This is a genomic window from Variovorax sp. RA8, from assembly GCF_901827175.1.
In the GTDB taxonomy this organism is placed as follows: Bacteria; Pseudomonadota; Gammaproteobacteria; order Burkholderiales; family Burkholderiaceae_C; genus Variovorax.
In genome coordinates this window covers 3,429,811-3,455,120 of the sequence record NZ_LR594662.1, presented here as the reverse complement: position 1 = coordinate 3,455,120, position 25,310 = coordinate 3,429,811, and the positions used below count along the sequence as shown (strand labels likewise).

Genomic DNA, 25,310 nt, shown 5'->3' with positions numbered 1-25,310 from the left:
CCCGCGCGGCCCACGTGGCCGTGTCGATCGCCAGGCCCTAAGTCCCCACCGGCCGCGGCCGGCGCCCGTTTGCCGCAACAATGGGCGCCACAAGGAGAGAGCCATGGCCGGATTCGAAGTGGGTGAGATCGTCGCCGCGCTGCGCGAGGCGCGCGAGGAGTGGCGCGATGCGCAGAAGCGATCGCGCGAACCGGGCAGCCGCGAGTTCCCCTCGCGCGATGCGCTGGCCGCGATCGTGGAATCGCTGAAAGGCGCGCTGTTCCCGATGCGGCTCGGTCCGCCCGAGCTGCGCCACGAAGGCGAGGACTTCTACGTCGGCCACACGCTCGATTCGGCCCTGCAGTCGCTGCTGGTGCAGGCCCGGCTGGAGCTGCGCTACAACGCGCGCCACCAGCCGCGCGAAGCGGCCGCCATCGATGACGAGGCGCAGCAGGCCGTGCGCGACTTCGCCGCAGCGTTGCCGGCGATCCGCCGGCTGCTCGACGGCGACGTGCTCGCCGCCTACCAGGGCGATCCGGCGGCACGCAGTGTCGACGAGGTGCTGCTGTGCTACCCCGGCATCCTCGCGATGATCCACCACCGGCTCGCGCACCAGCTCTACGGGCTCGGCCTGCCGCTGCTGGCGCGCATCGTGGCCGAGCTGGCGCACGCGCAGACCGGCATCGACATCCATCCCGGCGCACACATCGATGCGGGCTTCTTCATCGACCACGGCACCGGCGTCGTCATCGGCGAGACCACCGTGATCGGCAAGCGCGTGCGGCTGTACCAGGCGGTGACCCTCGGCGCCAAGCGCTTTCCCACCGACCTTGACGGCAACCTGCAGAAGGGGCTGCCGCGGCATCCGATCGTGGAGGACGACGTGGTGATCTATGCCGGCGCCACCATCCTCGGGCGGGTCACACTGGGCAAGGGCGCCGTCATCGGCGGCAACACATGGATCACCGACGACGTGCCGGCCGGTGCCAACATCACCCAGGCGAACCTGCAGAAGGCGGGTTGCGATTGAGCTTGTCCAGAAAAGGTCAAAGGCGCTTCGCATAATTTGCCGGACCTTCCGCCCATCCACTTTTCCAAGGAGCTTTCATGAGCCAGACCCGAATCGCCGTCATCGTCGGCAGCCTGCGCAAGGACTCGTTCAACCGCAAGCTTGCGCTTGCCATCGCCCATCTCGCACCCTCGGACTTCACCTTCGAGCATCTGCGCATCGACGACCTGCCCCTCTACAACCAGGACGAGGACGGGAACCAGGCGCCTTCGGTCAAGCGGCTCAAGTCCGAGATCGCGGCCTCGCAGGGCCTGCTGTTCGTGACGCCGGAGTACAACCGGTCCATGCCCGGCGTGCTCAAGAACGCGATCGACAACGCCTCGCGGCCCTATGGGCAGAGCGCGTGGGCCGGCAAGCCGGCGGGCGTGATCGGGGTCTCGGTCGGCGCGATCGGCACGGCGCTCGCGCAGCAGCACCTGCGCAACGTGCTCGCCTATCTCGATGTGCCCACCATGGGCCAGCCCGAGGCCTTCATCCAGAACAAGGAAGGCCTGTTCGACGACAAGGGCCATATCGCCGAAGGCAGCAAGAAGTTCCTCCAGGGCTGGGTGGACGCCTACGTGGCCTGGATCAAGCGGCACGGGAGCTAAATTCCCTAATAAAATAGGATAAATTGGAATAATCCTATTATAGCGGGACCTTGAATGAAAAGGCGGTCAAATAAAGTAGGATCTTTCACTAGAATCCTGGTTTATTTGACATGCTCACGCTCCAAGGCATTGCCGAAACCCTCCGCCACAGGCTGCAACTCAGCCGCATGCGCCAGGAGACCCTGCGCGCCGCCGCCGGGATTTCCAAGCAGACGCTGACCAATGTGCTGAGCGGCAAGGCCGACTACAGGCTCACGACCCTGCTGGCCGTGGCAGACAAGCTGGGCCTGGAGCTGGTGCTGCTGCCCAAGGGCGCGGCAGCCGGCGTGCAGGCGGAAGCGGCGCGCCCCCCAGCGGTCAAGAGCCGGGTCCAGGCGGCACTCGACCAGGTCGATTCCGCCAAGAGGGGCGAGGGGGCGTCATGAACGTCAAGGCGCTCGGCATCTTCCTGGGCTCGCTTCGTATCGGCGTCCTCTTCGAGTACGCGATGCCGGGCGCCGAGGTCATCCACCGCTTCGTCGCGGACGAAGACTTCGCACGCCGGCGCGATGCGCCGGTGCTGTCGACCTCCTTCCTGGCCGACACGCCCGAGCAGCAGGCCGCCTTCTGGCTGGATGTGCGCGCCATTCCTTTCAACGGGCGCGCTTCGCGTCGCGACCGCAGCTGGCTGCTGCCCGCCTTCTTCCAGAACCTGTTGCCGGAGGGGGTGTTCCGCGACCGCATTGCCGAGATGCGGCAATGCGATCCGCGCGACCACCTCGAGATGCTGGCGGCCTGCGGCCTCGACCTGCCGGGGAATGTCTATGCCAGGCCGCTGGAGCTCACGCGCGACGAGCTGGCCCGCTATGTGACCCAGAACAACGATGCGCTCGAGATGAGCGTGATGGCCGACCCGATGGAGGAGGGGGTTTCGCTCTCAGGCGTGCAGCCCAAGCTTGCAGTCCTGAAGGAAGGCGGGCGCTACGTGGGCCGTACCAAGGAGCATGACACCCACATCATCGCCAAGCTGCCGGTGGTGGGGCAGCCACGGCTGCCCGAGCTCGAATATTTGTCGCTCAGGCTTGCCGCGGCCGCCGGCGTCAGCGTGTGCGAGGCCTATCTGGAGCCGCTTGAAACGCTGGCCGTCGAGCATGGCTACGACCTGGGCGATGTCGACGCCAGAACCCGCTTCCTGGCCGTGGTCCGCTACGACCGCAGCCCGCAAGGCCGTATCCATTGCGAGGACTTCGCACAGGTGCTGGGCGTGATGCCCGAGGACAAGTACACGGGCGAGATGCTGGCCGGCAGCACGGGGACGCGAGGGGAACGCGCCAGTTACCTGGCCGTGGCCGCCGTGCTGATGAGCGAGCCCAGCCTCGGCGAGCCCGCCGTGCACGAGTTGCTGCGTCGCCTGATGGTGAACGAGCTCCTGGGCAACCCTGACATGCACCTGAAGAACATGGGGCTGCGCTATCCTGATGGGGTGACGCCGGAGTTCCCGCCAGCCTACGACATCGTGGGCTATGCGGCCTTCGCCAGGAACAGCGGCCATGCGCTGGCCATCGTGCCGCCCGCCATTGCGCCCAGGGACAAGCTGGAGCCGAACGCGAAGCCGTCGCTGTCGCCGGCAATGCTGCGCGTCTTCTGCGAGCGACTGGGCATTGCGGAGAAGCCGGCCGCGTCGGCGTTGCGGGCCTGCGTGAAGGCGGCAGTGGCGAGCTGGCCGGCATTGATCGGCGGGTCCGATCTCACGGCCCGGCAGAAGGAACTGCTCCTCGCGCATTTCGAAGGTCACAGCGCGGTAAGGTCGCTGCAGCGCCGAGCCGCTCGCCCGAGCGGCGAGCGCCACGCGCTGCCATGAGCACGGGCGCCTTGTGCGCGCCCGCGGCATTCATCAGGCTGCGAGGGCGGCGCGGTCCTGGTTCGCGGCTTCGCCCGTTGCGGCCGAGATGTCGGCACGCGCTGCGCTGAGCGCAGCGGCCTTGGGCGCGTCGCCCATTGCCAGGCCCTCGGCGCGCACGAAGCGCACGTCGGTGATGCCGAAGAAGCCGAAGATGGCCTTCAGGTAGCTTTCCTGATGTTCCAACGCCTGGCCGCCTTCGCTGGTCGAGTAGATGCCGCCGCGGGTCGACGCCACGATCACCGTCTTGCCGCCGGCCAGGCCGACCGGGCCCTTGTCGGTGTAGGTGAAGGTGCGGCCGGCTTGCGCCAGGCGGTCGATCCAGGCCTTGAGCTGGGTCGGCACGGTGAAGTTGTAGAGCGGTGCGCCGATCACGATCACGTCGGAGGCCAGGAACTGGCTCACCAGCCGCTCGGAGACTGCATTCTCCCGGCGCTGGGCTTCGGTGGGGCTGGCTTGCACGCCGACCTTGATGCCAAGCGCATCGGCATTGAAGTGGTTGGGGGTGTCGACGGCGAGGTCGAGGTACTCGACGCTCGTGTTCGGATGGCTCTTGCGCCATTCGGCCACGATCTCCGCGGTGAGCTGGCGGGAAACGGAGCTGGTACCGAGGACGCTGGAATCGACATGCAGCAGTTTCATGATCAATCGCTCTCTTTCGATAAGGCGCCGGCGCAGGGATCGGTCGGCATGGTGTAAGTCTATTTATGAGACGATTGCTTGATAAGAAGGCAAAATTCACACAGATCGTCCTGTTGGTGGAACAATCCGCCCCATGCAGGATCTCAACGACATGGTTTTCTTCGCCGAGGTGGCCGAGCGTGGGGGCTTTGCGGCCGCCGGGCGGGCCCTGGGCATTCCCAAGTCCCGCCTTTCGCGCCGGGTCGCCGAGCTGGAAGCACGCCTGGGCGTGCAGCTGCTGCAGCGCAGTACCCGGCAGCTCTCGCTGACCCCGGCCGGCGAGCTCTACCTGCGGCACAGCATCGCCATGCGCGACGCCGCGGAGGCGGCCGCCGAAGCCATCGCCCAGGTGCAAACCGAGCCGCGCGGCCTGGTGCGCATCAGCTGCCCGATCACGCTGGCGCAGAGCGGCGTCGGCGTGCTGGTGTCGCAGTTCATGCGGCGCTACCCGGCGGTTCAGATCGAGATGCGCATCCTGAACCGGGCGGTCGACCTGATCGAGGAGGGCATCGACCTGGCCCTGCGCGTGCGGCCGGTCATCGAGGACAGCACCACGCTGGTGGCCAAGCAGCTCGCCGTCGCCCGGGGCGTGCTGGTGGCCAGCCCGGAGCAGTTGCGGCGCCAGGGCCCGGTCAGCATGGTGGGCGAATTCGCGCGCCTGGACACCGTGGCCCAGTCGGCCGCGGATGGACGGGTGAGCTGGTGCCTGGAAGGCCCCGATGGCGCATCGCACACCGTCCAGCACCGGCCGCGCTACCTGGCGGACGATCTGCTGACGCTCAAGTTCGCGGTGGTGGAGGGCATCGGCGCCAGCATCCTGCCGGGCTACATGTGCAAGGAGGACCTCGAGGCGGGCCGGCTGGTGGAGGTGCTGCCGGGCTGGGGGCCGCCGGCGAGCATCCTGCATGCGGTGTTTCCGTCACGGCGGGCGCTGGTGCCGGCGATCCGGAAGCTGATCGATTTCCTGGGCGAGCACGTCGGCGCCGAGGGCTTCAATCTCCTGGTGTAGGGGCGGGCTTATTCACCACAGATATATTCAAACAATTAGATATTCGTTTGGCTTTGAAGCAATGCTCCGCAGAATCGGCGCTCCTGGCGAATTCGTTCGCATGCAGAATGCCGGCCATATCCATATCAACATCGATTCGGGGCATGGCGACTGGCCTTTGGGCCTGGCGCTGCTCCGGTCGCTGACGGACGAACCCAGCGCGCTGATGGGCGCCCGTCCCCCTTTCCAACCATTGGCTACCCTATGACTTTCAAGACGACGAAGACGATCATTGCTGCATTGGCGCTGGCAGCCGCCGCCGGTGCCGCCTCGGCCCAGACTTTGCTGAACGTGTCCTACGACGTGGCCCGCGAGTTCTACAAGGACTACAACGCGGCCTTCATCGCGAACTACAAGAAGACCACGGGCAAGGACGTCAAGATCGACCAGTCGCACGCCGGCTCCAGCGCGCAGGCGCGCGCCGTCGCCGACGGCCTGGCGGCCGACGTGGTGACCATGAACACCACCACCGACATCGACTTCCTCGCCAACGCCGGCGTGGTCGCCAAGGACTGGGCCAAGCGCTTCCCGCAGAACGCGGCGCCCACCACCTCGACCATGCTGTTTCTCACGCGCAATGGCAACCCGAAGGGCATCAAGGATTGGGACGACCTCATCAAGCCCGGCGTGCAGGTGGTGATCGTCAATCCCAAGACCGGCGGCAACGGCCGCTATGCCTATCTCGCGGCCTGGGGCTACGTGAAGAAGAAGGGCGGCACTGATGCGCAGGCTGCCGAGTTCGTGGGCAAGCTGTTCAAGAACGTACCCATCCTCGCGCGCGGCGGGCGTGATGCCACCACCGCCTTCCTGCAGCGCAACATCGGCGATGTGCTGATCACCTTCGAATCGGAAGTGGTCTCCATCGAGCGCGAGTTCGGTGCCGGCAAGGCCGACGCCGTCTATCCCTCGATCAGCATCGTGGCAGAGAACCCCGTGGCGGTGGTCGAGCGCACGGTCGCCAAGAAGGGCACCGCCGAGCTGGCCAAGGCCTACCTGGACTACCTCTATTCCGACGAGGCCCAGGAGATCGCGGCCAAGCACGCGCTGCGCCCGCGCTCGGAGGCGGTGCTCAAGAAGCACGTTGCCACCTTCAAGCCGCTGCAGCTCTTCACCGTGCAGGAACTGTTCGGCAGCCTCGGCGAGGCGCAGAAGGTGCACTTCAACGACGGTGGGCAGTTCGACAAGCTGTATACGCCCGGCGCAAAGTAAATGAGCGGAGCCCTCTCTTCGGCGCTGCCGTCCTCGGCAGCGCCTTTGCCGCGTCGGGGGAATACGGGCGTATCCCGGCGCGTGCTGCCGGGCTTCCATCTCACGCTCGGCTTCTCGATCTTCTATCTCTGCCTGATCGTCCTGATCCCGCTGTCGGCACTGGCCTTCAAGACCTCGCTGCTCAGCTGGGAGCAGTTCTGGGCCGCTGTGACCGCGCCGCGCGTGATGGCCTCGTACCGCCTGACCTTCGGCGCCTCGCTCATCGCGGCGCTCGTCAACCTGGTCTTCGGGCTGCTGGTGGCCTGGGTGCTGGTGCGCTACAAGTTCCCCGGCAAGCGCATCGTCGACGCGCTGGTCGACCTGCCGTTCGCGCTGCCCACCGCCGTGGCCGGCATCTCGCTGACCGCGCTGCTTGCGGGCAACGGCTGGATCGGCCAGTACCTCGAGCCGATGGGCATCAAGCTTGCCTTCACGCCGGCCGGCGTGGTGATCGCGCTGATCTTCATCGGCCTGCCGTTCGTGGTGCGCACCGTGCAGCCGGTGCTCGAGGACACCGAGAAGGAACTGGAGGAGGCCGCCACCAGCCTGGGCGCGACGCGGCTGCAGACCTTCACCAAGGTGATCCTGCCCTCGATCACGCCGGCGCTGCTGACGGGCTTCGCCATGGCCTTCGCCCGTGCGATCGGTGAATACGGCTCGGTGATCTTCATTGCCGGCAACATGCCGATGATCTCGGAGATCACGCCGCTGATCATCATCGGCAAACTGGAGCAGTACGACTTCGCTGGCGCGACGGCGGTCGCGCTGGTGATGCTGGTGATCTCCTTCATGCTGCTGCTGGTCATCAATGCACTGCAGGCGTGGCAGCGGCGGCGTGGAGCGTCGGCATGAGCAGCAGCCGCACCGTTCGCCGCGCCCAGGCCGGCACCACCGAGGCGCCCTGGGTCCGCTTCACGCTGATCGGCCTGGCACTGGCCTTCATGTTCCTGTTCCTCGTGCTGCCGCTGGCCGCTGTAGCGACCGAGGCCTTGCGCAAGGGCGTCGACGCGTACCTCGACGCGCTGAAGGAGCCCGATGCCTGGAGCGCCATCCGCCTCACGCTCATCACCGCCGCCATCGCGGTGCCGATGAACCTGATCTTCGGCGTGGCCGCGGCCTGGGCCATCGCCAAGTTCGAATTCCGCGGCAAGGCGCTGCTGACCACGCTCGTCGATCTTCCCTTCGCGGTGTCGCCGGTGGTGGCGGGCCTGATCTACGTGCTGGTCTTCGGCGCGCAGGGCTGGTTCGGGCCCTGGCTTGCGGCGCACGACATCAAGATCATCTTCGCCGTGCCCGGCATCGTGCTGGCCACCGTCTTCGTCACCTTCCCCTTCATCGCACGCGAGCTGATCCCGCTGATGCAGGCGCAGGGCACCGAGGAGGAGCAGGCCGCCATCGTGCTCGGCGCCACCGGCTGGCAGACCTTCCGGCGCGTGACCCTGCCCAACATCAAGTGGGGGCTGCTGTACGGCGTGATCCTGTGCAATGCGCGCGCCATGGGCGAGTTCGGCGCCGTGTCGGTGGTCTCGGGCCACATCCGCGGCCAGACCAACACCATGCCGCTGCACGTGGAAGTGCTCTACAACGAATACCAATCGGTCGCGGCTTTCTCGGTCGCCTCGCTGCTGGCCATCCTGGCGTTGGTCACGCTGGTCATCAAGTCGGTCATCGAATGGCGCCACGAGCGCGAGATGAAGGCCCTTGCCGAGCTGCCGCCCGAGCGTCCGCTCTCGGCTGCGCAAGCCTGAGGAGAACAAGACATGAGCATTGAAATCCGCAACGTCAGCAAGCAGTTCGGCGACTTCCACGCGCTGCGCGACGTCAGCCTCGACGTCGACTCCGGCGAGCTGGTCGCGCTGCTCGGCCCATCGGGCTGCGGCAAGACCACCTTGCTGCGCATCATCGCGGGCCTGGAGACGGCTGACACCGGCAGCATCCTGTTCGCCGGCGAGGACACGACCGACGTCCACGTGCGCGAGCGCCAGGTCGGCTTCGTCTTCCAGCATTACGCGCTGTTCCGCCACATGACGGTGTTCGAGAACGTGGCCTTCGGCCTGCGCGTCAAGCCGCGCAGCCTGCGCCCGAGCGAGGCGCAGATCAAGGCCAAGGTCCACGACCTCCTCAAGCTGGTGCAGCTCGACTGGCTGGCCGACCGCTACCCGGCCCAGCTCTCCGGCGGCCAGCGCCAGCGCATCGCGCTGGCCCGTGCGCTGGCGGTGGAGCCCAAGGTGCTGCTGCTCGACGAGCCCTTCGGCGCGCTCGACGCCAAGGTGCGCAAGGAGCTGCGGCGCTGGCTGCGCCGGCTGCACGACGAGTTGCACGTGACCAGCATCTTCGTCACCCACGACCAGGAGGAGGCGCTCGAAGTCGCCGACCGCGTGGTGCTGATGAACAGCGGCCGCATCGAGCAGGTCGGCTCGCCGCAGGACGTGTGGGACCACCCGGCCAGCCCCTTCGTCTACGGCTTCCTCGGCGACGTCAACCTCTTTCACGGCCGCGCACACGAAGGCGAGGTGCATGTCGAAGGCATCCGCATCGACTCGCCCGAGCACCGCGATCTGCAAAACGGCAAGGCCCTGGCCTATGTGAGGCCGCATGACCTCGACATCGAGCGCTATGTGCCCGGTGCCAGCGGCATCGTCGCGACCCTGAGCCGGGCCATCGTGGTCGGGCCCATCGCGCGCCTGGAACTCGAACCGGTGGAATCGAATCCAGACAATCCTGGCTCCGGAACCATCATCGAAGCGCAACTCCCTGCGCAACAGTTCCGGGACCTGGGCTTGCGCGAAGGCGAGACGGTGGTTGCCACGCCGCGCCGGGCCCGCGTCTTCGTAGAGGGGCATTGATTTGTTCGACTGGTACTTCCGGGCGCCGCGCCGCGCGCTCGCGCTGATCTGCGCCGCCTGCGTGGCGATGCTGGCCTTCGGGCTCTATTTGCAGCATGTGGTGGGTCTCGAGCCCTGCCCGATGTGCATCGTGCAGCGCTATGCGCTGGTGCTGGTGGCAGTGTTCACGGGATTGGCGGCCCTGAGCAAGAGCCGCGGCCTGCAGCTCACCGGCGCAACGCTGGCGTTGGTGATGGCCGCTGGCGGCGCCTACACCGCCGCACGCCAGAGCTGGCTGCAGTGGTACCCGCCCGAGGTCGTGTCCTGCGGGCGCGACCTCTACGGGATGATCGAGACCTTCCCGCTCAAGCGGGCCCTGCCGATGATCTTCCGCGGCGGCGGCGACTGCACGCAGATCGACTGGACCTTTCTGGGACTGTCGATTGCGAACTGGTCTTTTGTTGCCTTTGTGGGGTTTGGCTTGCTGTTGCTCGGCCTGCTGTTCTCGCGTGGCTCACGCTCCGATTCCCTGAGCGGCAGGGCGTCGAAGGTGGCATGACCGGGCGCGAGTCAGACCTCGATGCCCTCGCTTTTTTTCTGAACGTTCACGCGGCCTGAAAAGGTCGCCTCGATCGCGTTCGGAATCGATAGTTTCAGCGCTCCGTCGCGAGCTTCATCGCCGTCGACGATGAAATCTGCCTTCCAGTGAATTCCAAGAACATGGTTCTCTGGCAGTGATAGCCAATCCTGCATTTTGCCGGCAACTACATAAGTCTGCCAATCAATCGAGATCTTGTAGTCAATGCGACCGTTTTCGGAGATCACATGGGAAAGCTTCCATTTGCACGCTCCCATGCCTTTGGTTGAGATTTTTTCGTAGGTCCCGTCGCTCTTCTGAAGCATCAGCGGCTCATCGAAGGTCGCTGAATTGGAGGTGGTGACCATTCTGAAAGGAACAATTTTTCCTTCCGGGTCGGCCAGGCAATGAAACAGCGGAGCTAATGTAGTCTGGGTAAGAACTGAAGAGAGCACTACGGTGGCATTGGGATTACCTCCCGCAAACGCGTTGACCGCGTAAGCAACGGCCATGTTGCGATTGTCTTGCTGTTCAGTTCCCACTGGCAAGTCGCTGGATCTGAACACAGTACCTGGTTCAGTCGGAATCTCGTAGTCGAATCGCCAGAAATCAGCAATTGCCTGTTTGTGAACCGTAATTGGACCAATCTCCTTTTTGCCATTCTTCAGGCTAATTGTTTTTTCGCGCTCGAGCATCTCTGAAATGGATGAGCCAGCATAGCCGATTGTTGGTGATAGCAGATCTGGGTATTTGGAGATGTCCGGCACTACCCGAAGTGTCTGACTTCCACTCAAATTTCCATTTTCATCCGCGATTGCGCCTTCTGGCAAATTGGCAAGAATGAAATTGGTTTTGAATTTATCCAGGTAAATCCTGAAGTCGGGGGGCGATTTGATTGCCAAGCCGGTAAGCGCGCCGAGGGATGTATAGAATCCTTCGGGCTGATGGAGAAGCTCGTGAAGTGCGCCCAGTTTCTTTCCGAGTTCGATCACGCCCTCGCGCTTCGTTTCCGGACAGCTCTCAATGAATTTCTTGTTGGCGAAAAGATCTGTGCTGAACTTTAATTTCTTGAAATTATCGGCTAATGCCATCGCGACATTTTGCGCCGTTTTGTCTTGCGGCGCTTTTTCAAAAATCTGGTTCAACAGCTTGTTTATGTCTCTGTCGAAAGCAAGGCTGAAGTCAACGATCTGTTCGTATTCGTACGGGGCCTCGAAAGGGCAGTCTGGCAGATTGTCCTTGATGAAAGCCGTCGTGCTGTCCCGGAGCTCCTTGCGATTGGACCCGCTCAGTTGATGAGCTGCATCTTGAATACCAACCATTGCATGCTGCAAACCTTTTGCCAATGGCGAGGTCTTCTCGTTTTGAGCTGAGAACGGCGTCCGCGCCTTGCCGCTGCCGAAGTCAAGCTCGATTCCCTTGAAATATTTTTCTGCCAAGGCTTGCTGATGGAGCTCGATTTGCTCGGACAGTCTGGATTTCAACTCTCCCACGATCAGCGGGGCGATGTCGACTACGAAATTACCTTCATCCAGCTCTTTCCGTATAACTCCGCTTGTTATCCAGGCATACAAAGCTGTGTTTTGTCCTGTGCTATTTGCCCCTGTGATGTCCAGGATGGCCTGACGCGCGGCAATTTTCCGCTGCTCGAATTTTTTGGGAAACAGTGCTTGCTTGAAGCCAGTCCCCCCCTTGCTTTTGCTTACATAGAGCACGCGTGAACCGTCCTTGCCGATCTTTGCGTGAAGAGTGCGCTCGCTTTTTGCGCTATTCAGGAAATCCTGCAGTTGGTGGACAGTTGTAGCGGTGGTGACGTCAAGAGAATGTGTGGGAGGCATGGCGTTCGATTTCGAAGTGCGGCGTGCGGTTGATGGGTGACCGCCGTTCTCTTGATCTTTGTAACGGCCACTCAATCGAAAGTTGCAGATCGATGCGCCAAAAGTCACAAAGCGTTAAAGAGAAGGGTGTGAGCCCATCAAACTTGAGCTCGAGATTCATGACACGGACAAAGCCGATCACGCGGCGCGCTCGGTCGAATGCACCGCGCGAGCGATGAGATCAGCGCGATGGCGGCCAAGCCGGTGCAGCACGGCGAAAGCGCTGCCAATCCACTTGCCGGGGTATCAAGCCGTCGTACCCGCGCCTTGTGTGAGCAACGACAGCGCCTTCGGGCTTCGAAAACCAGTTAATCCCGGGCCAGCTGTCCTACCGTGGCGGCAGGAGCCAGGGGCGATCAAAGCGGCAGCGTGTCGAAGGCTGCATAAGAGGTTGCCAGCCAGCTCTTGACGCGCTGGCGCTCCAGCAGCCCGAGCGCGTTCGGGCCCTCGCGGTCGTTGACCGCCTTCCAGAAGCTGGTGTTGCGCGCATCGATCTTGCGCATGCTCGCGTCGTGCAGGCGGGGCAGGGCGATCACGCGCGCCCCGTGCGCCGTCGCCTTGCTGAGCGACTGCGAGCCGAGCAGCAGGGCGAAGTCGTTGCCGCGGCCGTAGTTCTGCACCACGATGTAGTTCGGCCGGTTGCCGAAGGTGTCGACCAGCGTGCCGAGCAGGTCGCTCGAATCCTTGCCGTCGTCCAGCACATGCCAGAAATTGACCGTCACGCCGAGCCCGGCGAAGACATCGAATAGCTCCGAATCCTTGATCCAGCGCGCCAGCGGCGCCAGCGTCTGCGCCGCCAAGTCGACGATCACGCTCTGCTGCGGATGCGTCTCGAAGCCGTTGACCACCGTATCCAGGCCCTCGTAGCTGTCGACCACCACCGGCGAGGCGAAGCCCTCGTAGAAGCGGGTGAAGGAGCTGTGCGATCGATCGGTGTCGAAGCCCACGAAGGGCTTGCTGTGATCGATGAAGTACTGCGCCAAGACCCGGGCGGTGACGGACTTGCCGACTCCGCCTTTTTCGCCGCCGATGAAGTTGATGGAGCTCATGAGGTTGCTGGGAGGATGGGGGTGAAGAAGCCTGAGGGATTCTAGGTGCCATGCATCTGCTGAAGCTTGGCATCCCCCAACGCTGGATTCCTCGCGCGACGATTTCCTTCCACTGCTGTCCTTCGTCGATGAAGGAGAGAAGGGCCGCAGATTGACCCAATGGGCATCCGGCACAGTGACGCGGCCACAGAATTGGAACTCGCCAGCAGGCTCACTGAGTGCCATCGCCCAGTCGTGAGACGCATGCTCAGGGGATGTGAGCATCATCAAAGCCTCGCAAGCCGCCCGCTGGTGCTTCTCGGGCGGCCGGCCCAGGTCCGTCTCGAGGTTGAGGCCTGCTGCGTTCTCCAACGAGTTCCGCAGGGACGATGAGACCACCGTCCATTTCCGATGGCCCAGCGAGGCACGCGGCCTGTTGGCCGACGCTTTCGATGCGCGGTGTGTGTTCGCCCAGTTCCACCAGCAGTTGGGCTACTTACGTGGGCTGAAATTGCATGGGCTGAAGTTCCGGAGGCTGAATTGTTGTCGGCTGCGGACCGCCATAAATAAACTTTCCAATCATTTGTCTTTTCATTTCTCTTTGCATTTTTTCAAGATCAGCCATTTATTTTTCCCTTTTTTCTTGCTTGTCGGCTATCTCCTTTTTAAAAATTTTGTGGACCTCGAGCCACTTCTTGCGATAGGCTGGAACACTACGTTCCTTGAGTCCTGACAAATCTTCGAGGAAAGCCGACGGGGTGTCCTCTGCAGCCTTTGCTATACGAAGAAGTGCTTGAAATGCCCCCTGGGGGTTTTCGAGCTCTTTGGCCATTTCTCCCATGCTCAAGCCCATACTGCGCAATATCGGACGCTTAAACTCTGGGTAAAGAAGGAGATAGCTCTCATCGGTAAACAGCCGTGCGCCAAATTTAATTCTCTCAATTTGCTTCGCACTGCTTGTCCTCAGATCTCTGGCCAGGAACTTACTTGTTTCTGGCTTTTCTTCAATAGATTTAATAAAGTCCCTGGCTGCTACCTCGGTACTTCGTATCATTGAATTTGGAGAGCCGAGCACCTCTCTTAATGCGGCTGACGAAACCACATCAGATCTCACAAATAAATCATGTAGATCCTTTTTCTCCGCGTTTTTCGCCAAATCTTGATCAATGAATTCACGTGTCGCGTTTTGAAGGGTTTGGTATTGTGCGGCGTCGTTTGAGATCACGGTATCTGTGATGGTCGAATGCTTTGCAAAATTTAGCGCCAAATTGAATTTTCCAGGATCCTTTTCAAAGGAAGGAGCGGGAAGTATTGGAGCTTTGGCTTGATCACACATCCAAATGCAAATCTCCGTGAGGAAGGTGCTTGGTTTGGCAGCAATCAGTCGCCAATTTACTGCTTTTAGATCGTCTTTTAGCGAATATAGATCTTTTTCATTTTCTATTTTCTGGCGATATTTTGTTTTATTGATAAGCGGCGTGTATTGGCTTTCTGCTAGTGCAAGAAGCGCTTGACTTCCGTGCAATGGTTGCGTGAGTGTTTTTTCATCTGGCACAAGAAAATGTTTAAATTCTTCGACCACGACACTTGGATTTTTCGATTGCACAAATGTAATGAGCGCCCTTCGTGCTCGTAGTCGTCGAGCATCCATTGTTTCCTTGAATGCAAATTCTTTTACACCTATTCCATTTTTTTTGGTGTAGATGCATACGCCTTTTTCTGTGTTTTTTGAGTGAAGCTCGGCGTCCTTGTTTTTCAATAGAAAATCTTTGAGGTCAAGAATTGAAGTGTTCTTGTTGAGTAGGATTTGTGGCATGATATTGACTTTGGTTGAATATTTGGTGTGGCTTTTTAGGGGAAAGTTTTTTCAAACTAAGCTAAAAGAGGATGGTTTGAAAAATCACTTTCTTCGATTAAATTTTGCTGGGCGCCACGTGCAACGATTTCCTGGCAATGTCGTGCGTGATCTGCAAAAGAAATAAAAACGGATTGCAGATCTGCAGGAGCAAATTCTTTCAAGAGAGCATGTCCGCATAGTTGGAATGCACCGTGGGGTTCACTCAAGGCAGTGGCAATGCCGGCGGTTGCGTGCTCAAGGGATGTGAGCATCATCAAAGCCTCGCAGGTTGCTAGCCGATGCTCATCGGGCGGCTGGCCCAAGTCCGTCTCAAGGCTGAGCCTGCTGCGTTCTTGATCAAGTTCTGCGAAAACGATGAGACCGTCTTCCAGCTCGATGGCCCACCGGGGTGCACCCGCCTCCTGGACGATGCTTTCGATGCGCGGCGTGCGTTCGCCCAACTCCACGAGGAGTTGGGCTACCTGATCTGAATCAATATTCATGGATACCTATCTACTTGTACGTGGCAAGCCGCCGCACGACGGCTTGCTTCTTCGCTACAACGTGGAACCCCCTGCAAATCTTGGAAACCTTTGTGACCTGGTTTTCTCATCGAATCAGTAACTCTCTGCAAACGAAGGTTCCACTATCAAAGAGGCCTAGGAGTTGACTTTTTCTAACACATCGAAAAGAAATAAAAAGGAACAGATTTCATCCAGTGCGGATTGCGGTACTTCTCGTCAGCTTCGATAGTCGTTACTGCGAGGATTTGTTCGCAGGGCAATTGAAATTTTGCGAATAAAAGTACTAGCCATAAAAATGCCAGGATCAAGTTACCTGTTACCCACCTATTGAGAAGAAGTGATCGAGGTTGCCCAGCCGCCAGTTCTGGCTGAAGTCCAGCGCCGCGCGCCAGTCCTTCTCGTCGGCCTGCGCGGCCATCACGTCGAGTCGGGCGACAACCTTCGACCGCTCGCGATCGATCGGCTGACCAAGGCGCCGCAGGCCCGTTGATCGCTGGCTGCGGCCGGCGAAGACGTCGAAAGGCTCCGAATCATTGGATCCAGTGCGCCAGCGACGCCAGCATCTGCGCTGCGAGATCCACGATCACACGCTCTGCTGCGGATGCGTCTCGAAGCCGTCGTAGGAACGGGTGAAGGAGGCTGTGCGATCGATCGGTGTCGAAGCCTACGAAGGGCTTGCTGTGATCGATGAGCACTGCGCTAGGAGCCCAGCGTTAACGGACTTGCCGACTCCGCCTTTTTCGCCGCCGATGAAGTTGATGGAGTTCATCAGCTTGTGGTTGAACGCATCGTTGAATGCGGAGGCATTCTAGGCGTCAGCGCCGTGACGATGCACGGCAGTCCACGCTGTCTTCCCCGGCGAACCGACTCGGCGGGCTCGTCGACCAGTTCCCCGTTCAGTTCATCTGAAGGCGCCCGGAGAACGTCGCCGAAATACCGTCTGTCGAAATTTGTATTTCACCTTTGTCGGCCTCGACTTTATTGATGATGAACTCGGTCTGAAAATGGACTCCAATGACATCGTTCTCGCCCAGCGGCAAACCGTCGACAAGATTTTCGCCCACGTTGTCGCGTTGTAAATCGTAGTAAGCCTGCCAGTCGACCAACAGCTTGAAATCGCTATTTTCATTACGGGAAAGCTTGAACTTGGCGGTGCCCATGCCGCGAGGGTCCAGAATCACTTCCCGAGTGCCGTCGTCCTTGAATAGCGTGACCTGCCGATGAATCCCAGTTGTTGTCTTTATATTGACGGGGCGCAAATGGCTGTTAAGTGCCACCCCTTCACTATTGCTCAGGCTGGTCAAGAGTCCAGTCACTACACCTTGCTGAAGAACGGACGATAAAACGTGCGCGGCTTCTTCTGTGCCTGCGAACTCAACCAAGTTGGCAGCGACGGTCTCTTGGCGCACCGCCTGGGTCTTGGATTCAATATCGGCAGAACGAAAAATCTTGTGTTCGCCAATAAATTCATAGTCTGTTCGATAAAAATCGGAGGCGGCCTGCTTGACGAAATTGCTTCCGCCAATACTTGTGGGTTGACCCGCTAGTGCTTCTTTATATTTCGCGTTAACAAAATCCTGATACTTCATGCCCTCCTTTCCAGGTTGAAAGTTCGTCGTGCCTTCTCGATATTTCTTCGGAAGGCTGGTGATCAGGGAGGTGCCGCTCAAATTACCGTCGTCATCCAGATTTATCCCTGCCGGTAAATTGGCTAGAATGGATTGAAGGTTGGTGCGCTTGGCGTGCTCGATTTTTTTGGTTGCCTTGATTTCTTTGGCTTCATTGATCAGCCTTCTGGGCGACTTAAATTTGTTAGATCTGGTCTTTTCTCTCTTCGACTGCAGTGGGGGCAAAATTTGAGCCAACTTTCTTGCAGGACGCGGCTCCTTTGGCTCCCTTCTGTGAATCAGCCCCCCTAAAACCGGGTCCAACGTTAAGTCGGCGACAACCTTCCGCTTTGAGAGAACCGGTTGTCGCTTTTTAGGCAGGTTTAGAGATGCGGGCGGCGAGTCGCCAACCTCCGTCACTGGAGATCCAATGTTTTCAGAAAGATGCACTTCCGATGATGAAGGCTCGCTGCCTGTGAGGCTCTCCTCATCAAGGTTACCGGGGGTTTGGGGCTGATCTGATGCCTCGATTACGGCTGCCCCGCCGATCACTTCGCTGCCTGAGAGGCTCTCATCGATAATCGGGTCGGAAGTCCTAAGATCATCAGGTATCCTGATAATGTTTGAGTCGCTGATCGCATCGCCACCCGAAGATTCGTTGTCTTGTTTATCGATTACATGGTTTTCTTCAGTGGAAGGAGATGACGCCAGGTCTTGTCGATTTTGCTCATCCCTCAGCATCAAGAACGGGTCGGCTCTACGCCCCCGCCGAGCAACTCCCAGGAAATCGCCATTTTTGATTCTCCGCGGAACAGATTTTCCCAGCGGAGTGGTCGCTTCTGTATTTGCTTCATCTTTCGTCTTCAACGGTGTTTGAGCGCGATAAGATCCAATAACTCTCGAGTTTGAAGTGAATGTTGGTTTCATGGCTAGATTTAGAGACGGGTGAGGAATAATGGAATGGAAAAATGCTATTCAAGCCAGCTGGCAATTGAACAGAGCGCCAAGGCTTTACTGATACTTTGATTGATACATCAATTGGAGTCCTGATACGCTTGGTAGGTGAATTGAGTTGAGCTGTGATTTCTCGGCGCAGCGAGTGATCGCTATGAACGGTCCAGGATCAGTCGGTCACTGCCCGGGCGTCGACCTGCGCGAAGAAGGCGGTCCTCGCGACGGCGGTGTGCTAGCCGATATCCATGAAGAACAATGGATATGTGCGAGGGGCAAGGCCGGCTCAGTTAATGCTGACGGGCTCGAGCGTGAGCACCTCCTGATTCACGATCTCCATCTTTCCGGCCACCTCCACCTCTACCTGTTCACCGGTGTTTTCGCGTGAGATGACTCTGAAGCTCGTGTTGGGCAGCCAGAGAACTTCGGACTCGCTCGAGTTGCCGGTCAGGGAGGAGACGTCGCGCAAACGTGGGTCGTCATCCGGAATGTTGACGAACTTCAGCAAGTAGCGGCCTGGGAACCTTACCTCTGTGACCTCTTTCAATTTGCTCGTGGAGACGAATGCCGGGTCCGTATAAACGTCACCTGGCTTGAGGTTTTCATCAAAAAGGAAGTTCGTGCCCCGGAAGAGCGCTGTGCCGCGCGGCAGCGCTGGCAGCTTGGCGAAGGCGCTTTCGCACGCCTTCACCAAGTGCTTGAAGGTTCCAGGCTCAGCGACAGCAATGCTGATGAGCGCAGGGTCCGGCTTTTTCCTGAGTGATGGCTGCACGTACTGAAACCCCTCGCGTCCATACCACCTGATAGCAACTGCCCCGTCCGCGGTCAATTTCCACTTCTCGATCGTGTCCCGTGCTTTTTCATCCTTGAGCAAACTCGAGAGGTAACTTTCCAGGACACCGGTAAGCAGAGTGCCCTTGGCCTCGTGATGCTCCTCGGCGTTCTTATAGAGCTCGGATTTGTGCAGGCTTTTCAAGGTGCTCGCCAAGCTCTTGCCGAAAGCATTGCGAGTATTCGCGTCGGTGGTTTCGTCGTCGACCAAAGGCTCGGCAGCGTCGGGCGACGCGATGTGTTTGAGCTTCTCGATCAAGCGCTTTGGGATCAAAGCGCCAAGGGTTTTCTTGTTTCGATGCGACGGGTCGGGCTTGTTTATGTTTGTCGGAGGAGCAAGTGAATGGCTGAGCTCCGCCATGCTCGGTGAAGATTCAGGGCTGCTCGAGAATTTCAAGTCTGATTGAAATCCTCGGGGCATAGATCGAGCCATCTCCCGCTTTGGCATTAGCTTTGGATCGAGCCTTTTTTTCTTCAGTGCATCCAGTTTTCTTTGATGCGGCGTTTTTTTGGGTTCCCATCGGGGTTTGGTCGCATCTTGTTCGCCTGAGACGGAAGAATGCCCGGTATTCGGGAGGGCATTTTTCCCTCTATTGGCGTCGCTCTGGATATTTTCAGTCGACTGCCCGGATTCGGAGAGGCTCGAAGCCTCGTCTTCGACAACTGCCGATGCCTCTTCGCTTCCAGTTGAGTCCTCCTGGAGAGTGCTGGAGGATGACGACCGATCTGCATTCGTGTTGAGAATTCTTGAAGAAGGAGGAACTGCCTTCACGAATCTTCTGGGTCTAGGAACGATTTTGGACAATGTTGTCGGAGGCGTCGCTGTTTGCACGTCCTGTCGGCGCCCCTGTCTCAGGAGATGGAACAGCGCCAACACGGCCCGTGGGAATCGCTGACTTGAAGGTTGAACGATTGATCATGGCCTGAATTGATTACCTGCTTGGATGTGGCGCGATGCTTCCGGTTGACTGCGCGCTGTGCCGCCACGACGAAACCCCCTGTGGACTTCGGGAACCGTGTCCCGGCCTTGTTGATCAGGAACGTTCAGGAAACCAAAGTTCCATGGGCTGGCCTGTTCAAAATCGACCTATCCCAGAATCATTGTGAAGAGGGAGTCAGGAGCCAAATAGCTGGTGTACTGCGCGGCGCGGCCAACTTCTCGCCGGCTAGGAAACCTTTGTGACCCTGCCACTTCTTGAAGAAAGCGATACATTCCGGAAACGAAAGTTTCCACCGCCAAGGCGGCCGAGGAAGCGCCCTATCTTTGAACCATCGCGAAGAAGGGCCCCAGGTTGCCCAGCAGCCAGTTCTGGCTGAAGTCCAGCGCCGCGCGCCGGTACTTCTCATCCGCCTGCGCCGCCATCAGGTCGAGCCGCGCCACCACCTTGGAAAGTTCCCGATCGACCACCAGGTTGCGCCCGCGCTCGCTGATCTCGGTGGCCAGCAGCAGCGGCTGGCCGTCCGGCCCGGTCTTCGAGCCGATCAGCCACAGCGAGATCTCGACGTTGCGCGCCGCGCGGTAGCTGTTCTCCGCGTTCACGCCGTCGAGCATGGTCTGCTCCCAGGTGCCGCCGTTGGCGTGCTTGAGCAGTGACGCCCAGCCGACCACGAGTGCCGCGACGCGGTCGCTTTCGTAAGGCCTGGGCTGGGTCTCGAAGGCGAGGCGGATGGCGTCGATGCCGGTGGCGCCGCGCAACTGCGCCAGGGGAACGTCCTGCGAGATGGCGTCCCAGGTGCGCTGGGTCGCATCCTCGGCGCTCGTCGCCCACTTGCGCCATTCGCGCGGGTTGCGCCGGTACAGCGAGAGCTGCACGCGCCGTATCGATTGCAGGTTGTCGCGCAAGGCGAGGTTCGCGATTCGATTGGCGCCGCTCTGCAGCCACTCGTTGTTGCCGTAAGGCTCTGCGCGCTCGGTGCTGGCGCAGCCCGAAAGGCCGATGGCCGCAGCGGCCAGGCTGCCCATGAGTACGGCGCGGCGCGCGAGAGGGGAAGACCGGAGGGATTCGCTCATGGCCCGCACGTTATCATCGCCGGCTCGGGCAGAGAGCCGATCCCGGAGGATCAGATCGGCAAATATTCCCTTACAAATCAATACCTTGGCCACCTAAGCCAGACCAGCCGTGCGTCTCAATTCGATCAAGCTCTCCGGCTTCAAGTCCTTCGCGGAACCCACCAATTTCCTTTTGCCCGGCCAGTTGGTGGGCGTGGTAGGCCCCAACGGCTGCGGCAAGTCGAACATCATGGATGCCGTGCGCTGGGTGCTCGGCGAATCGCGCGCTTCCGAACTGCGTGGCGAGTCCATGCAGGACGTGATCTTCAACGGCACCACCACGCGCAAGCAGGCCAGCCGTTCGAGCGTCGAGCTGGTGTTCGACAACGCCGATCACCGCGCCGGCGGCCAGTGGTCGCAGTTTGGCGAGATCGCGGTCAAGCGGGTGCTGACGCGCGATGGCAATTCGAGCTACTTCATCAACAACCAGCCGGTGCGCCGGCGCGACGTGCAGGACGTGTTCCTGGGCACCGGCCTCGGCCCGCGCGCCTACGCGATCATCGGGCAGGGGACGATCAGCCGGATCATCGAATCCAAGCCCGAAGAGCTGCGGCTCTTCCTCGAGGAAGCGGCCGGGGTCTCCAAGTACAAGGAGCGCCGCCGCGAGACGGAGAACCGGCTCGGCGACACGCGCGAGAACCTCACGCGCGTCGAGGACATCCTGCGCGAGCTCACGAGCAATCTCGAGCGGCTCGAGAAGCAGGCCGAGGTCGCCACCCGCTACAACACGCTGCAGGCCGACGCGACGCGCAAGCAGCACCAGCTGTGGTTCCTGAAGCGCAGCGAGAGCGAGGGCGACCAGGCCAAGGTCAAGGCCGATGGCGAGAAGGCCATCAACGACCTCGAATCGCGCATGGCAGACCTGCGCCATGTCGAGTCCGAGCTCGAGACCGTGCGCCAGGCGCACTACGCGGCCGGCGACCAGGTCAACCAGGCGCAGGGCAAGCTCTACGAGGCCAGTGCCGAGGTCGGCCGGCTGGAGGGCGAGATCCGCTTCGTGGTCGAGGGCCGCCAGCGGGTCGAGCAGCGCCTGGTGCAGCTCGGCGAGCAGATTGCGCAATGGAACACGCGCCGCGAGGACGCCGAGGCCGAGATCGAGACGCTCGCCGGCCAGGGCGTGAACGCCGAGGAGCAGGCCGAGTTGCTGGCCGCCCAGCTCGAGGAGCACGACGCGCGCCTCCCCGGCCTCGAAGAAGCGCAGCAGCGCGCCCAGGAGGAGGCCAATGCCCAGCGTGCGAGCGTCGCGCAGGTGCAGCAGCAGATCCAGGTGCTGGCCGCCGACCAGCGCAACATCGAGGATCAGCACCGCCAGCTCACGCAGCGCGCCGAGCGCCTGCGCAGCGACCAGAACGCGCTGGCGGCGCCCGACGAGTCCCGCCTGCGCGAGCTGCAGGAACAGCTGGCCGCCGCACAGGAAGCCGCCAGTGAAGCCGATGCGCGCCTGCACGAGTTGCAGGAATCCGTGCCGCAGCTCGACGAGGACCGCCGCGGCAAGCAGCAGGCCGTCAACACCGAGGGCGCGCGCCACGCCGAGCTGTCGGCCCGGCTCGAAGCCTTGAAGGCCCTGCAGGAAAAGGTCAAGACCGACGGCAAGCTGGCCCCCTGGCTGGCCAAGCACGGCCTCGAAGGCCTGCAGGGCCTGTGGAGCCGCATCCATATCGAGCAGGGCTGGGAAAACGCGCTCGAAGCCGCGCTGCGCGAGCGCCTCGGCGCGCTCGAGGTCAGCCGCCTCGACATGGTCCGCGCCTTCGGCGGCGATGCGCCGCCGGCCAAGCTGGCCTTCTACAGCCCGCCCACGGCGGCCGCGCCGCAGGCGCCGGGCGCGCTGCCGCGCCTGGCGGACCTGCTGCGCCTCGGCGACGCTGGCCAGCAGGCGCTGCTCGCCGACTGGCTGCACGGGTGCTTCACCGCGCCGACGCTCGAAGAAGCCCTGGCCCAGCGCGACAAGCTGCAGCCGGGCGAGGCGATCTACGTCAAGAGCGGCCATGCGGTCACGGCTCACAGCGTGAGCTTCTACGCGCAGGACTCCGAGCAGGCCGGCCTGTTGGCGCGCCAGCAGGAAATGGAGAACCTGGAGCGCCAGCTGCGCGCCCAGACGCTGATCAGCGAGGAGGCCCGCACCGCGCTGGCCCGCGCCGAGTCTGCCTATGGCGACGCCGCGCAGCGCCTGGTCGCGGTGCGGCGCGAAGCAGCCGACACGCAGTCGCGCGCGCACGAGCTGCAGGTCGAGACGCTGCGCCTCACTCAGCTGGCCGAGCAGACGCGCGCGCGCAGCGAGCAACTGTCCACCGACCTCGGCGAGGTCGAGGCCCAGCTCGAGGAGCTGCAGGAAAAGCGCGTCGCCGCCGAGGGCCGCTTCGAAGAGCTCGACATGCAGCTGGCCGACAGCCAGGAGCGTCATGCCCAGCTCGACGAGCGCGTGATCGAGGCCGGCCGCGCCCTGTCCGCCAGCCGCGAGCAGCACCGCAGCCTGGAGCGCCAGGCGCAGGAGGCCGTCTTCGCACAGCGCACGCTGGAAGCGCGGCGCGCCGAGCTCAACCGCGCCATCGAGACGGCGACCCAGCAGGTCGTTTCGCTCACCGAAGAGAACGAGCGCGCCCGCGCCGAGCTCGGCCGCCTGTCCGACGCCGCGGCCCAGGCCGGGCTGCAGGACGCGCTCTCACTCAAGCTGGAGCGCGAGACCGCCTTGGGCGCCGCGCGCAGCCAGTACGACGACCTCACGCTCAAACTGCGTGCCAGCGACGAGCGCCGGCTGCAGCTTGAGCGCGAGCTCGATCCGCTGCGCCAGCGCATCACCGAGCTGCAGCTGAAGGAGCAGGCCGCGCGCCTGGGCTTCGAGCAGTACCAGCAGCTGCTGGCCGATGCCGAGGCCGACCTCGAGGCGGTCGCACGATCGATCGAGGAGGACAAGGTCCGGCTCACCGGCCTGCAGTCGGAGATCGACCGGCTCAACCGCGAGGTTGCCTCGCTGGGCGCCGTCAACCTCGCCGCCCTCGACGAGCTCGCGGTGGCGAGCGAGCGCAAGACCTTCCTCGACGCGCAGTCGGCCGACCTCAACGAGGCCATCAACACGCTGGAGGACGCGATCCGCAAGATCGACGGCGAGACGCGCGAGCTGCTCGGCGGCACCTTCAAGATCGTCAACGAGCACTTCAGCCGCATGTTCCCCGAGCTCTTCGGCGGCGGCAACGCCAGGCTCATGATGACCGGCGACGAGATCCTCGACTCCGGCGTGCAGGTGATGGCCCAGCCGCCCGGCAAGAAGAACCAGACCATCCACCTGCTGTCGGGCGGCGAGAAGGCATTGACCGCGATTGCGCTGGTGTTCGCGATCTTCCAGCTCAATCCCGCGCCCTTCTGCCTGCTGGACGAGGTGGACGCGCCGCTGGACGACGCCAACACCGAGCGCTACGCCAAGCTCGTGACGGCGATGAGCCGCGAGACCCAGTTCCTCTTCATCAGCCACAACAAGATCGCGATGGAGATGGCCGAGCAACTGATCGGTGTGACCATGCAGGAGCAGGGCGTCTCGCGCATCGTGGCGGTCGACATGGAATCGGCCGTGTCGATGGCCGAGGCCGCGTAGGCACCGGATGAGCAACCTCACCGTCGCCCTTGCCATCCTCGGCGGCCTCGTGCTGGCCACGGTGGTCGGCTACAACGCCTGGATGTCGCGCCGCAACGCGCCGCGCCAGCCCGATGCGCCGGACGGCGAACGGCCCGAAACGGCGCCTGCGCCCCTCAACCGCAATGAAGAGCCGGTGCTGCACGTGGCCGGCCACCCGGTTGCCGGGGCCGAGCGCCACGAGCCCCTGTTCGACCCCGACCTGCCCGCGCCCAGCGCGCTGCCGATCCCGACCGCCGACCGTCGGGGTGGGTTGGACCCGCTGATCGACGTGATCGCGCCCATCACGCTGGACGGCCTGGCGTCCGGCGACGCCGCCATCGCGGCCATGCCCGCCACGCGCCGCGCCGGCAGCAAGCCGGTGGCGATCGAGGGACTCAACGAACATACCGGCGAATGGGAGCCGGCCGCGCCCGGCCAGCGCTACGGCGCCTTCCAGGCCGGCGTGCAACTGGCCAACCGCACCGGGGCGCTCAACGAGATCGAGTACTCAGAGTTCGTGGTCAAGGCCCAGGCCTTTGCGGATGCCGTCAACGGCGCGCCCGAGTTCCCCGAGATGCTCGACGAAGTCGCGCGGGCGCGCGAGCTCGACCAGTTCGCGAGCGCACACGACGCCCAGCTGAGCTTCGTGCTGCGCGCGCTGCACGCCGCCTGGAGCCCGGGCTATGTGCAGCAGAACGCCGCACGGCTCGGCTTCGTCGCCGGCATCATCCCCGGCCGCATGGTGCTGCCGGCGAGCGAGCTCGGCCTGCCGCCGATCCTCGGCCTGTCCTTCGACACCCAGGCCGCGCTGGCCGACGACCCGGCCCAGTCCGCCATCCGCGAGCTCACGCTGAGCCTGGACGTGCCCCAGGTCGACCGCGCCGAGCGCCCCTTCGCGCGCATGCGCGAAGCAGCCGCGACCCTGGCGCGCGAGATGGACGGCGTCGTGACCGACAGCGACGGCCAGCTGCTGCGCGAGGAGACGATGGACGCGATCGGGGCGGACCTCGAGCAGCTCTACGACACCCTCGATTCGCGCGAGCTGTCGGCGGGCTCGCCGCTGGCCCGGCGGCTATTCAGCTAACCTCGTCCCTGATCCCGG

Annotated in this window: 22 protein-coding genes and 1 pseudogene; 14 read left to right on the top strand and 9 right to left on the bottom strand. The window is 62.0% G+C overall.

The annotated features are described in order from the left end of the window. The first annotated feature begins 103 nt into the window (after positions 1-103). The 4 genes from epsC to E5P3_RS16105 all read left to right on the top strand — a co-directional run bounded on the left by epsC (position 104) and on the right by E5P3_RS16105 (position 3,478). Complete coding sequence (gene epsC / locus E5P3_RS16120) at positions 104-1,009, top strand: serine O-acetyltransferase EpsC (protein ID WP_162586894.1); 906 nt, start codon at positions 104-106, stop codon at positions 1,007-1,009. A 77-nt stretch (positions 1,010-1,086) separates the two neighbouring features. Then, complete coding sequence (locus E5P3_RS16115; protein WP_162586893.1) at positions 1,087-1,638, top strand: NADPH-dependent FMN reductase; 552 nt, start codon at positions 1,087-1,089, stop codon at positions 1,636-1,638. A gap of 110 nt (positions 1,639-1,748) precedes the next feature. Continuing rightward, positions 1,749-2,063: a helix-turn-helix domain-containing protein gene (locus E5P3_RS16110; RefSeq protein WP_162586892.1), complete on the top strand. Its 315-nt coding sequence runs from the start codon at positions 1,749-1,751 to the stop codon at positions 2,061-2,063. Then, complete coding sequence (locus E5P3_RS16105; protein WP_162586891.1) at positions 2,060-3,478, top strand: type II toxin-antitoxin system HipA family toxin; 1,419 nt, start codon at positions 2,060-2,062, stop codon at positions 3,476-3,478. The genes E5P3_RS16110 and E5P3_RS16105 overlap by 4 nt, the downstream gene beginning before the upstream one ends. A gap of 33 nt (positions 3,479-3,511) precedes the next feature. On the opposite strand, the gene E5P3_RS16100 is transcribed toward E5P3_RS16105, so the two are convergent. Continuing rightward, positions 3,512-4,159 (bottom strand): FMN-dependent NADH-azoreductase, encoded by a 648-nt coding sequence (locus E5P3_RS16100; protein WP_162586890.1) that lies wholly within the window; start codon positions 4,157-4,159, stop codon positions 3,512-3,514. A gap of 133 nt (positions 4,160-4,292) precedes the next feature. Here E5P3_RS16100 and E5P3_RS16095 point away from each other — a divergent pair, with 133 nt between their 5' ends. From E5P3_RS16095 to E5P3_RS16065, 7 genes and pseudogenes are all read left to right on the top strand, one after another. Further along, positions 4,293-5,207, top strand: a complete 915-nt coding sequence (locus E5P3_RS16095) for a LysR family transcriptional regulator (protein WP_162586889.1) — start codon at positions 4,293-4,295, stop codon at positions 5,205-5,207. Between the two features lie 88 nt (positions 5,208-5,295). Continuing rightward, positions 5,296-5,454, top strand: a pseudogene (locus tag E5P3_RS16090) (alpha/beta hydrolase); the annotation flags it as partial. Continuing rightward, entirely contained in the window at positions 5,451-6,455 is a 1,005-nt protein-coding gene (locus E5P3_RS16085; RefSeq protein WP_162586888.1) for a sulfate ABC transporter substrate-binding protein, read from the top strand. The pseudogene E5P3_RS16090 and the gene E5P3_RS16085, both read left to right, overlap by 4 nt. Beyond that, complete coding sequence (cysT, locus tag E5P3_RS16080) at positions 6,456-7,346, top strand: sulfate ABC transporter permease subunit CysT (RefSeq protein ID WP_162586887.1); 891 nt, start codon at positions 6,456-6,458, stop codon at positions 7,344-7,346. Beyond that, complete coding sequence (gene cysW / locus E5P3_RS16075) at positions 7,343-8,242, top strand: sulfate ABC transporter permease subunit CysW (protein ID WP_162586886.1); 900 nt, start codon at positions 7,343-7,345, stop codon at positions 8,240-8,242. Before cysT ends, cysW begins: the two co-directional genes overlap by 4 nt. Positions 8,243-8,254: 12 nt before the next feature. Next, positions 8,255-9,340 (top strand): sulfate/molybdate ABC transporter ATP-binding protein, encoded by a 1,086-nt coding sequence (locus tag E5P3_RS16070; protein ID WP_162586885.1) that lies wholly within the window; start codon positions 8,255-8,257, stop codon positions 9,338-9,340. Position 9,341: 1 nt separating this feature from the next. Then, complete coding sequence (locus tag E5P3_RS16065) at positions 9,342-9,878, top strand: disulfide bond formation protein B (protein WP_162586884.1); 537 nt, start codon at positions 9,342-9,344, stop codon at positions 9,876-9,878. Between the two features lie 11 nt (positions 9,879-9,889). Here E5P3_RS16065 and E5P3_RS16060 read toward each other — a convergent pair whose 3' ends face one another. The 5 genes from E5P3_RS16060 to E5P3_RS16045 all read right to left on the bottom strand — a co-directional run bounded on the left by E5P3_RS16060 (position 9,890) and on the right by E5P3_RS16045 (position 15,141). Then, entirely contained in the window at positions 9,890-11,809 is a 1,920-nt protein-coding gene (locus tag E5P3_RS16060) for a hypothetical protein (RefSeq protein ID WP_162586883.1), read from the bottom strand. Positions 11,810-12,129: 320 nt separating this feature from the next. Then, positions 12,130-12,822, bottom strand: coding sequence for a mobilization protein (locus E5P3_RS16055; RefSeq protein WP_162586882.1), 693 nt, complete (start codon positions 12,820-12,822; stop codon positions 12,130-12,132). A 475-nt stretch (positions 12,823-13,297) separates the two neighbouring features. Further along, positions 13,298-13,426: a hypothetical protein gene (locus tag E5P3_RS36150; protein WP_269473981.1), complete on the bottom strand. Its 129-nt coding sequence runs from the start codon at positions 13,424-13,426 to the stop codon at positions 13,298-13,300. Beyond that, positions 13,427-14,617: a hypothetical protein gene (locus E5P3_RS16050; RefSeq protein WP_162586881.1), complete on the bottom strand. Its 1,191-nt coding sequence runs from the start codon at positions 14,615-14,617 to the stop codon at positions 13,427-13,429. A 56-nt stretch (positions 14,618-14,673) separates the two neighbouring features. Beyond that, positions 14,674-15,141 (bottom strand): type III secretion system chaperone, encoded by a 468-nt coding sequence (locus tag E5P3_RS16045; RefSeq protein WP_162586880.1) that lies wholly within the window; start codon positions 15,139-15,141, stop codon positions 14,674-14,676. 358 nt (positions 15,142-15,499) lie between these two features. On the opposite strand from E5P3_RS16045, the gene E5P3_RS16040 reads away from it, so the two are divergent. Further along, complete coding sequence (locus E5P3_RS16040) at positions 15,500-15,652, top strand: hypothetical protein (protein WP_162586879.1); 153 nt, start codon at positions 15,500-15,502, stop codon at positions 15,650-15,652. Between the two features lie 406 nt (positions 15,653-16,058). Here E5P3_RS16040 and E5P3_RS16035 read toward each other — a convergent pair whose 3' ends face one another. From E5P3_RS16035 to E5P3_RS16025, 3 genes are all read right to left on the bottom strand, one after another. Beyond that, positions 16,059-17,696, bottom strand: a complete 1,638-nt coding sequence (locus tag E5P3_RS16035; RefSeq protein ID WP_162586878.1) for a hypothetical protein — start codon at positions 17,694-17,696, stop codon at positions 16,059-16,061. Between the two features lie 310 nt (positions 17,697-18,006). Further along, positions 18,007-19,323: an ADP-ribosyltransferase gene (locus E5P3_RS16030; protein WP_162586877.1), complete on the bottom strand. Its 1,317-nt coding sequence runs from the start codon at positions 19,321-19,323 to the stop codon at positions 18,007-18,009. Between the two features lie 486 nt (positions 19,324-19,809). After that, complete coding sequence (locus E5P3_RS16025; protein ID WP_162586876.1) at positions 19,810-20,562, bottom strand: hypothetical protein; 753 nt, start codon at positions 20,560-20,562, stop codon at positions 19,810-19,812. A gap of 109 nt (positions 20,563-20,671) precedes the next feature. Here E5P3_RS16025 and smc point away from each other — a divergent pair, with 109 nt between their 5' ends. Both smc and E5P3_RS16015 read left to right on the top strand, forming a co-directional pair. Beyond that, positions 20,672-24,187 carry a chromosome segregation protein SMC gene (gene smc, locus E5P3_RS16020; RefSeq protein ID WP_162586875.1) on the top strand — a complete coding sequence of 1,172 codons (3,516 nt, stop codon included), beginning with the start codon at positions 20,672-20,674 and terminating at the stop codon, positions 24,185-24,187. Positions 24,188-24,194: 7 nt separating this feature from the next. After that, positions 24,195-25,292, top strand: coding sequence for a cell division protein ZipA C-terminal FtsZ-binding domain-containing protein (locus E5P3_RS16015; protein ID WP_162586874.1), 1,098 nt, complete (start codon positions 24,195-24,197; stop codon positions 25,290-25,292). Positions 25,293-25,310: the final 18 nt, after the last annotated feature.

What these genes read in the sequence shown, in the direction of transcription:
- epsC (WP_162586894.1), top strand. Translation starts at nt 104, where the DNA reads ATGGCCGGATTCGAAGTGGGTGAGATCGTCGCCGCGCTGCGCGAGGCG.
- E5P3_RS16115 (WP_162586893.1), top strand. Translation starts at nt 1,087, where the DNA reads ATGAGCCAGACCCGAATCGCCGTCATCGTCGGCAGCCTGCGCAAGGAC.
- E5P3_RS16110 (WP_162586892.1), top strand. Translation starts at nt 1,749, where the DNA reads ATGCTCACGCTCCAAGGCATTGCCGAAACCCTCCGCCACAGGCTGCAA.
- E5P3_RS16105 (WP_162586891.1), top strand. Translation starts at nt 2,060, where the DNA reads ATGAACGTCAAGGCGCTCGGCATCTTCCTGGGCTCGCTTCGTATCGGC.
- E5P3_RS16100 (WP_162586890.1), bottom strand. Translation starts at nt 4,159, where the DNA reads ATGAAACTGCTGCATGTCGATTCCAGCGTCCTCGGTACCAGCTCCGTT.
- E5P3_RS16095 (WP_162586889.1), top strand. Translation starts at nt 4,293, where the DNA reads ATGCAGGATCTCAACGACATGGTTTTCTTCGCCGAGGTGGCCGAGCGT.
- E5P3_RS16085 (WP_162586888.1), top strand. Translation starts at nt 5,451, where the DNA reads ATGACTTTCAAGACGACGAAGACGATCATTGCTGCATTGGCGCTGGCA.
- cysT (WP_162586887.1), top strand. Translation starts at nt 6,456, where the DNA reads ATGAGCGGAGCCCTCTCTTCGGCGCTGCCGTCCTCGGCAGCGCCTTTG.
- cysW (WP_162586886.1), top strand. Translation starts at nt 7,343, where the DNA reads ATGAGCAGCAGCCGCACCGTTCGCCGCGCCCAGGCCGGCACCACCGAG.
- E5P3_RS16070 (WP_162586885.1), top strand. Translation starts at nt 8,255, where the DNA reads ATGAGCATTGAAATCCGCAACGTCAGCAAGCAGTTCGGCGACTTCCAC.
- E5P3_RS16055 (WP_162586882.1), bottom strand. Translation starts at nt 12,822, where the DNA reads ATGAGCTCCATCAACTTCATCGGCGGCGAAAAAGGCGGAGTCGGCAAG.
- E5P3_RS36150 (WP_269473981.1), bottom strand. Translation starts at nt 13,426, where the DNA reads ATGGCTGATCTTGAAAAAATGCAAAGAGAAATGAAAAGACAAATGATT.
- E5P3_RS16050 (WP_162586881.1), bottom strand. Translation starts at nt 14,617, where the DNA reads ATGCCACAAATCCTACTCAACAAGAACACTTCAATTCTTGACCTCAAA.
- E5P3_RS16045 (WP_162586880.1), bottom strand. Translation starts at nt 15,141, where the DNA reads ATGAATATTGATTCAGATCAGGTAGCCCAACTCCTCGTGGAGTTGGGC.
- E5P3_RS16035 (WP_162586878.1), bottom strand. Translation starts at nt 17,696, where the DNA reads ATGAAACCAACATTCACTTCAAACTCGAGAGTTATTGGATCTTATCGC.
- E5P3_RS16025 (WP_162586876.1), bottom strand. Translation starts at nt 20,562, where the DNA reads ATGAGCGAATCCCTCCGGTCTTCCCCTCTCGCGCGCCGCGCCGTACTC.
- E5P3_RS16015 (WP_162586874.1), top strand. Translation starts at nt 24,195, where the DNA reads ATGAGCAACCTCACCGTCGCCCTTGCCATCCTCGGCGGCCTCGTGCTG.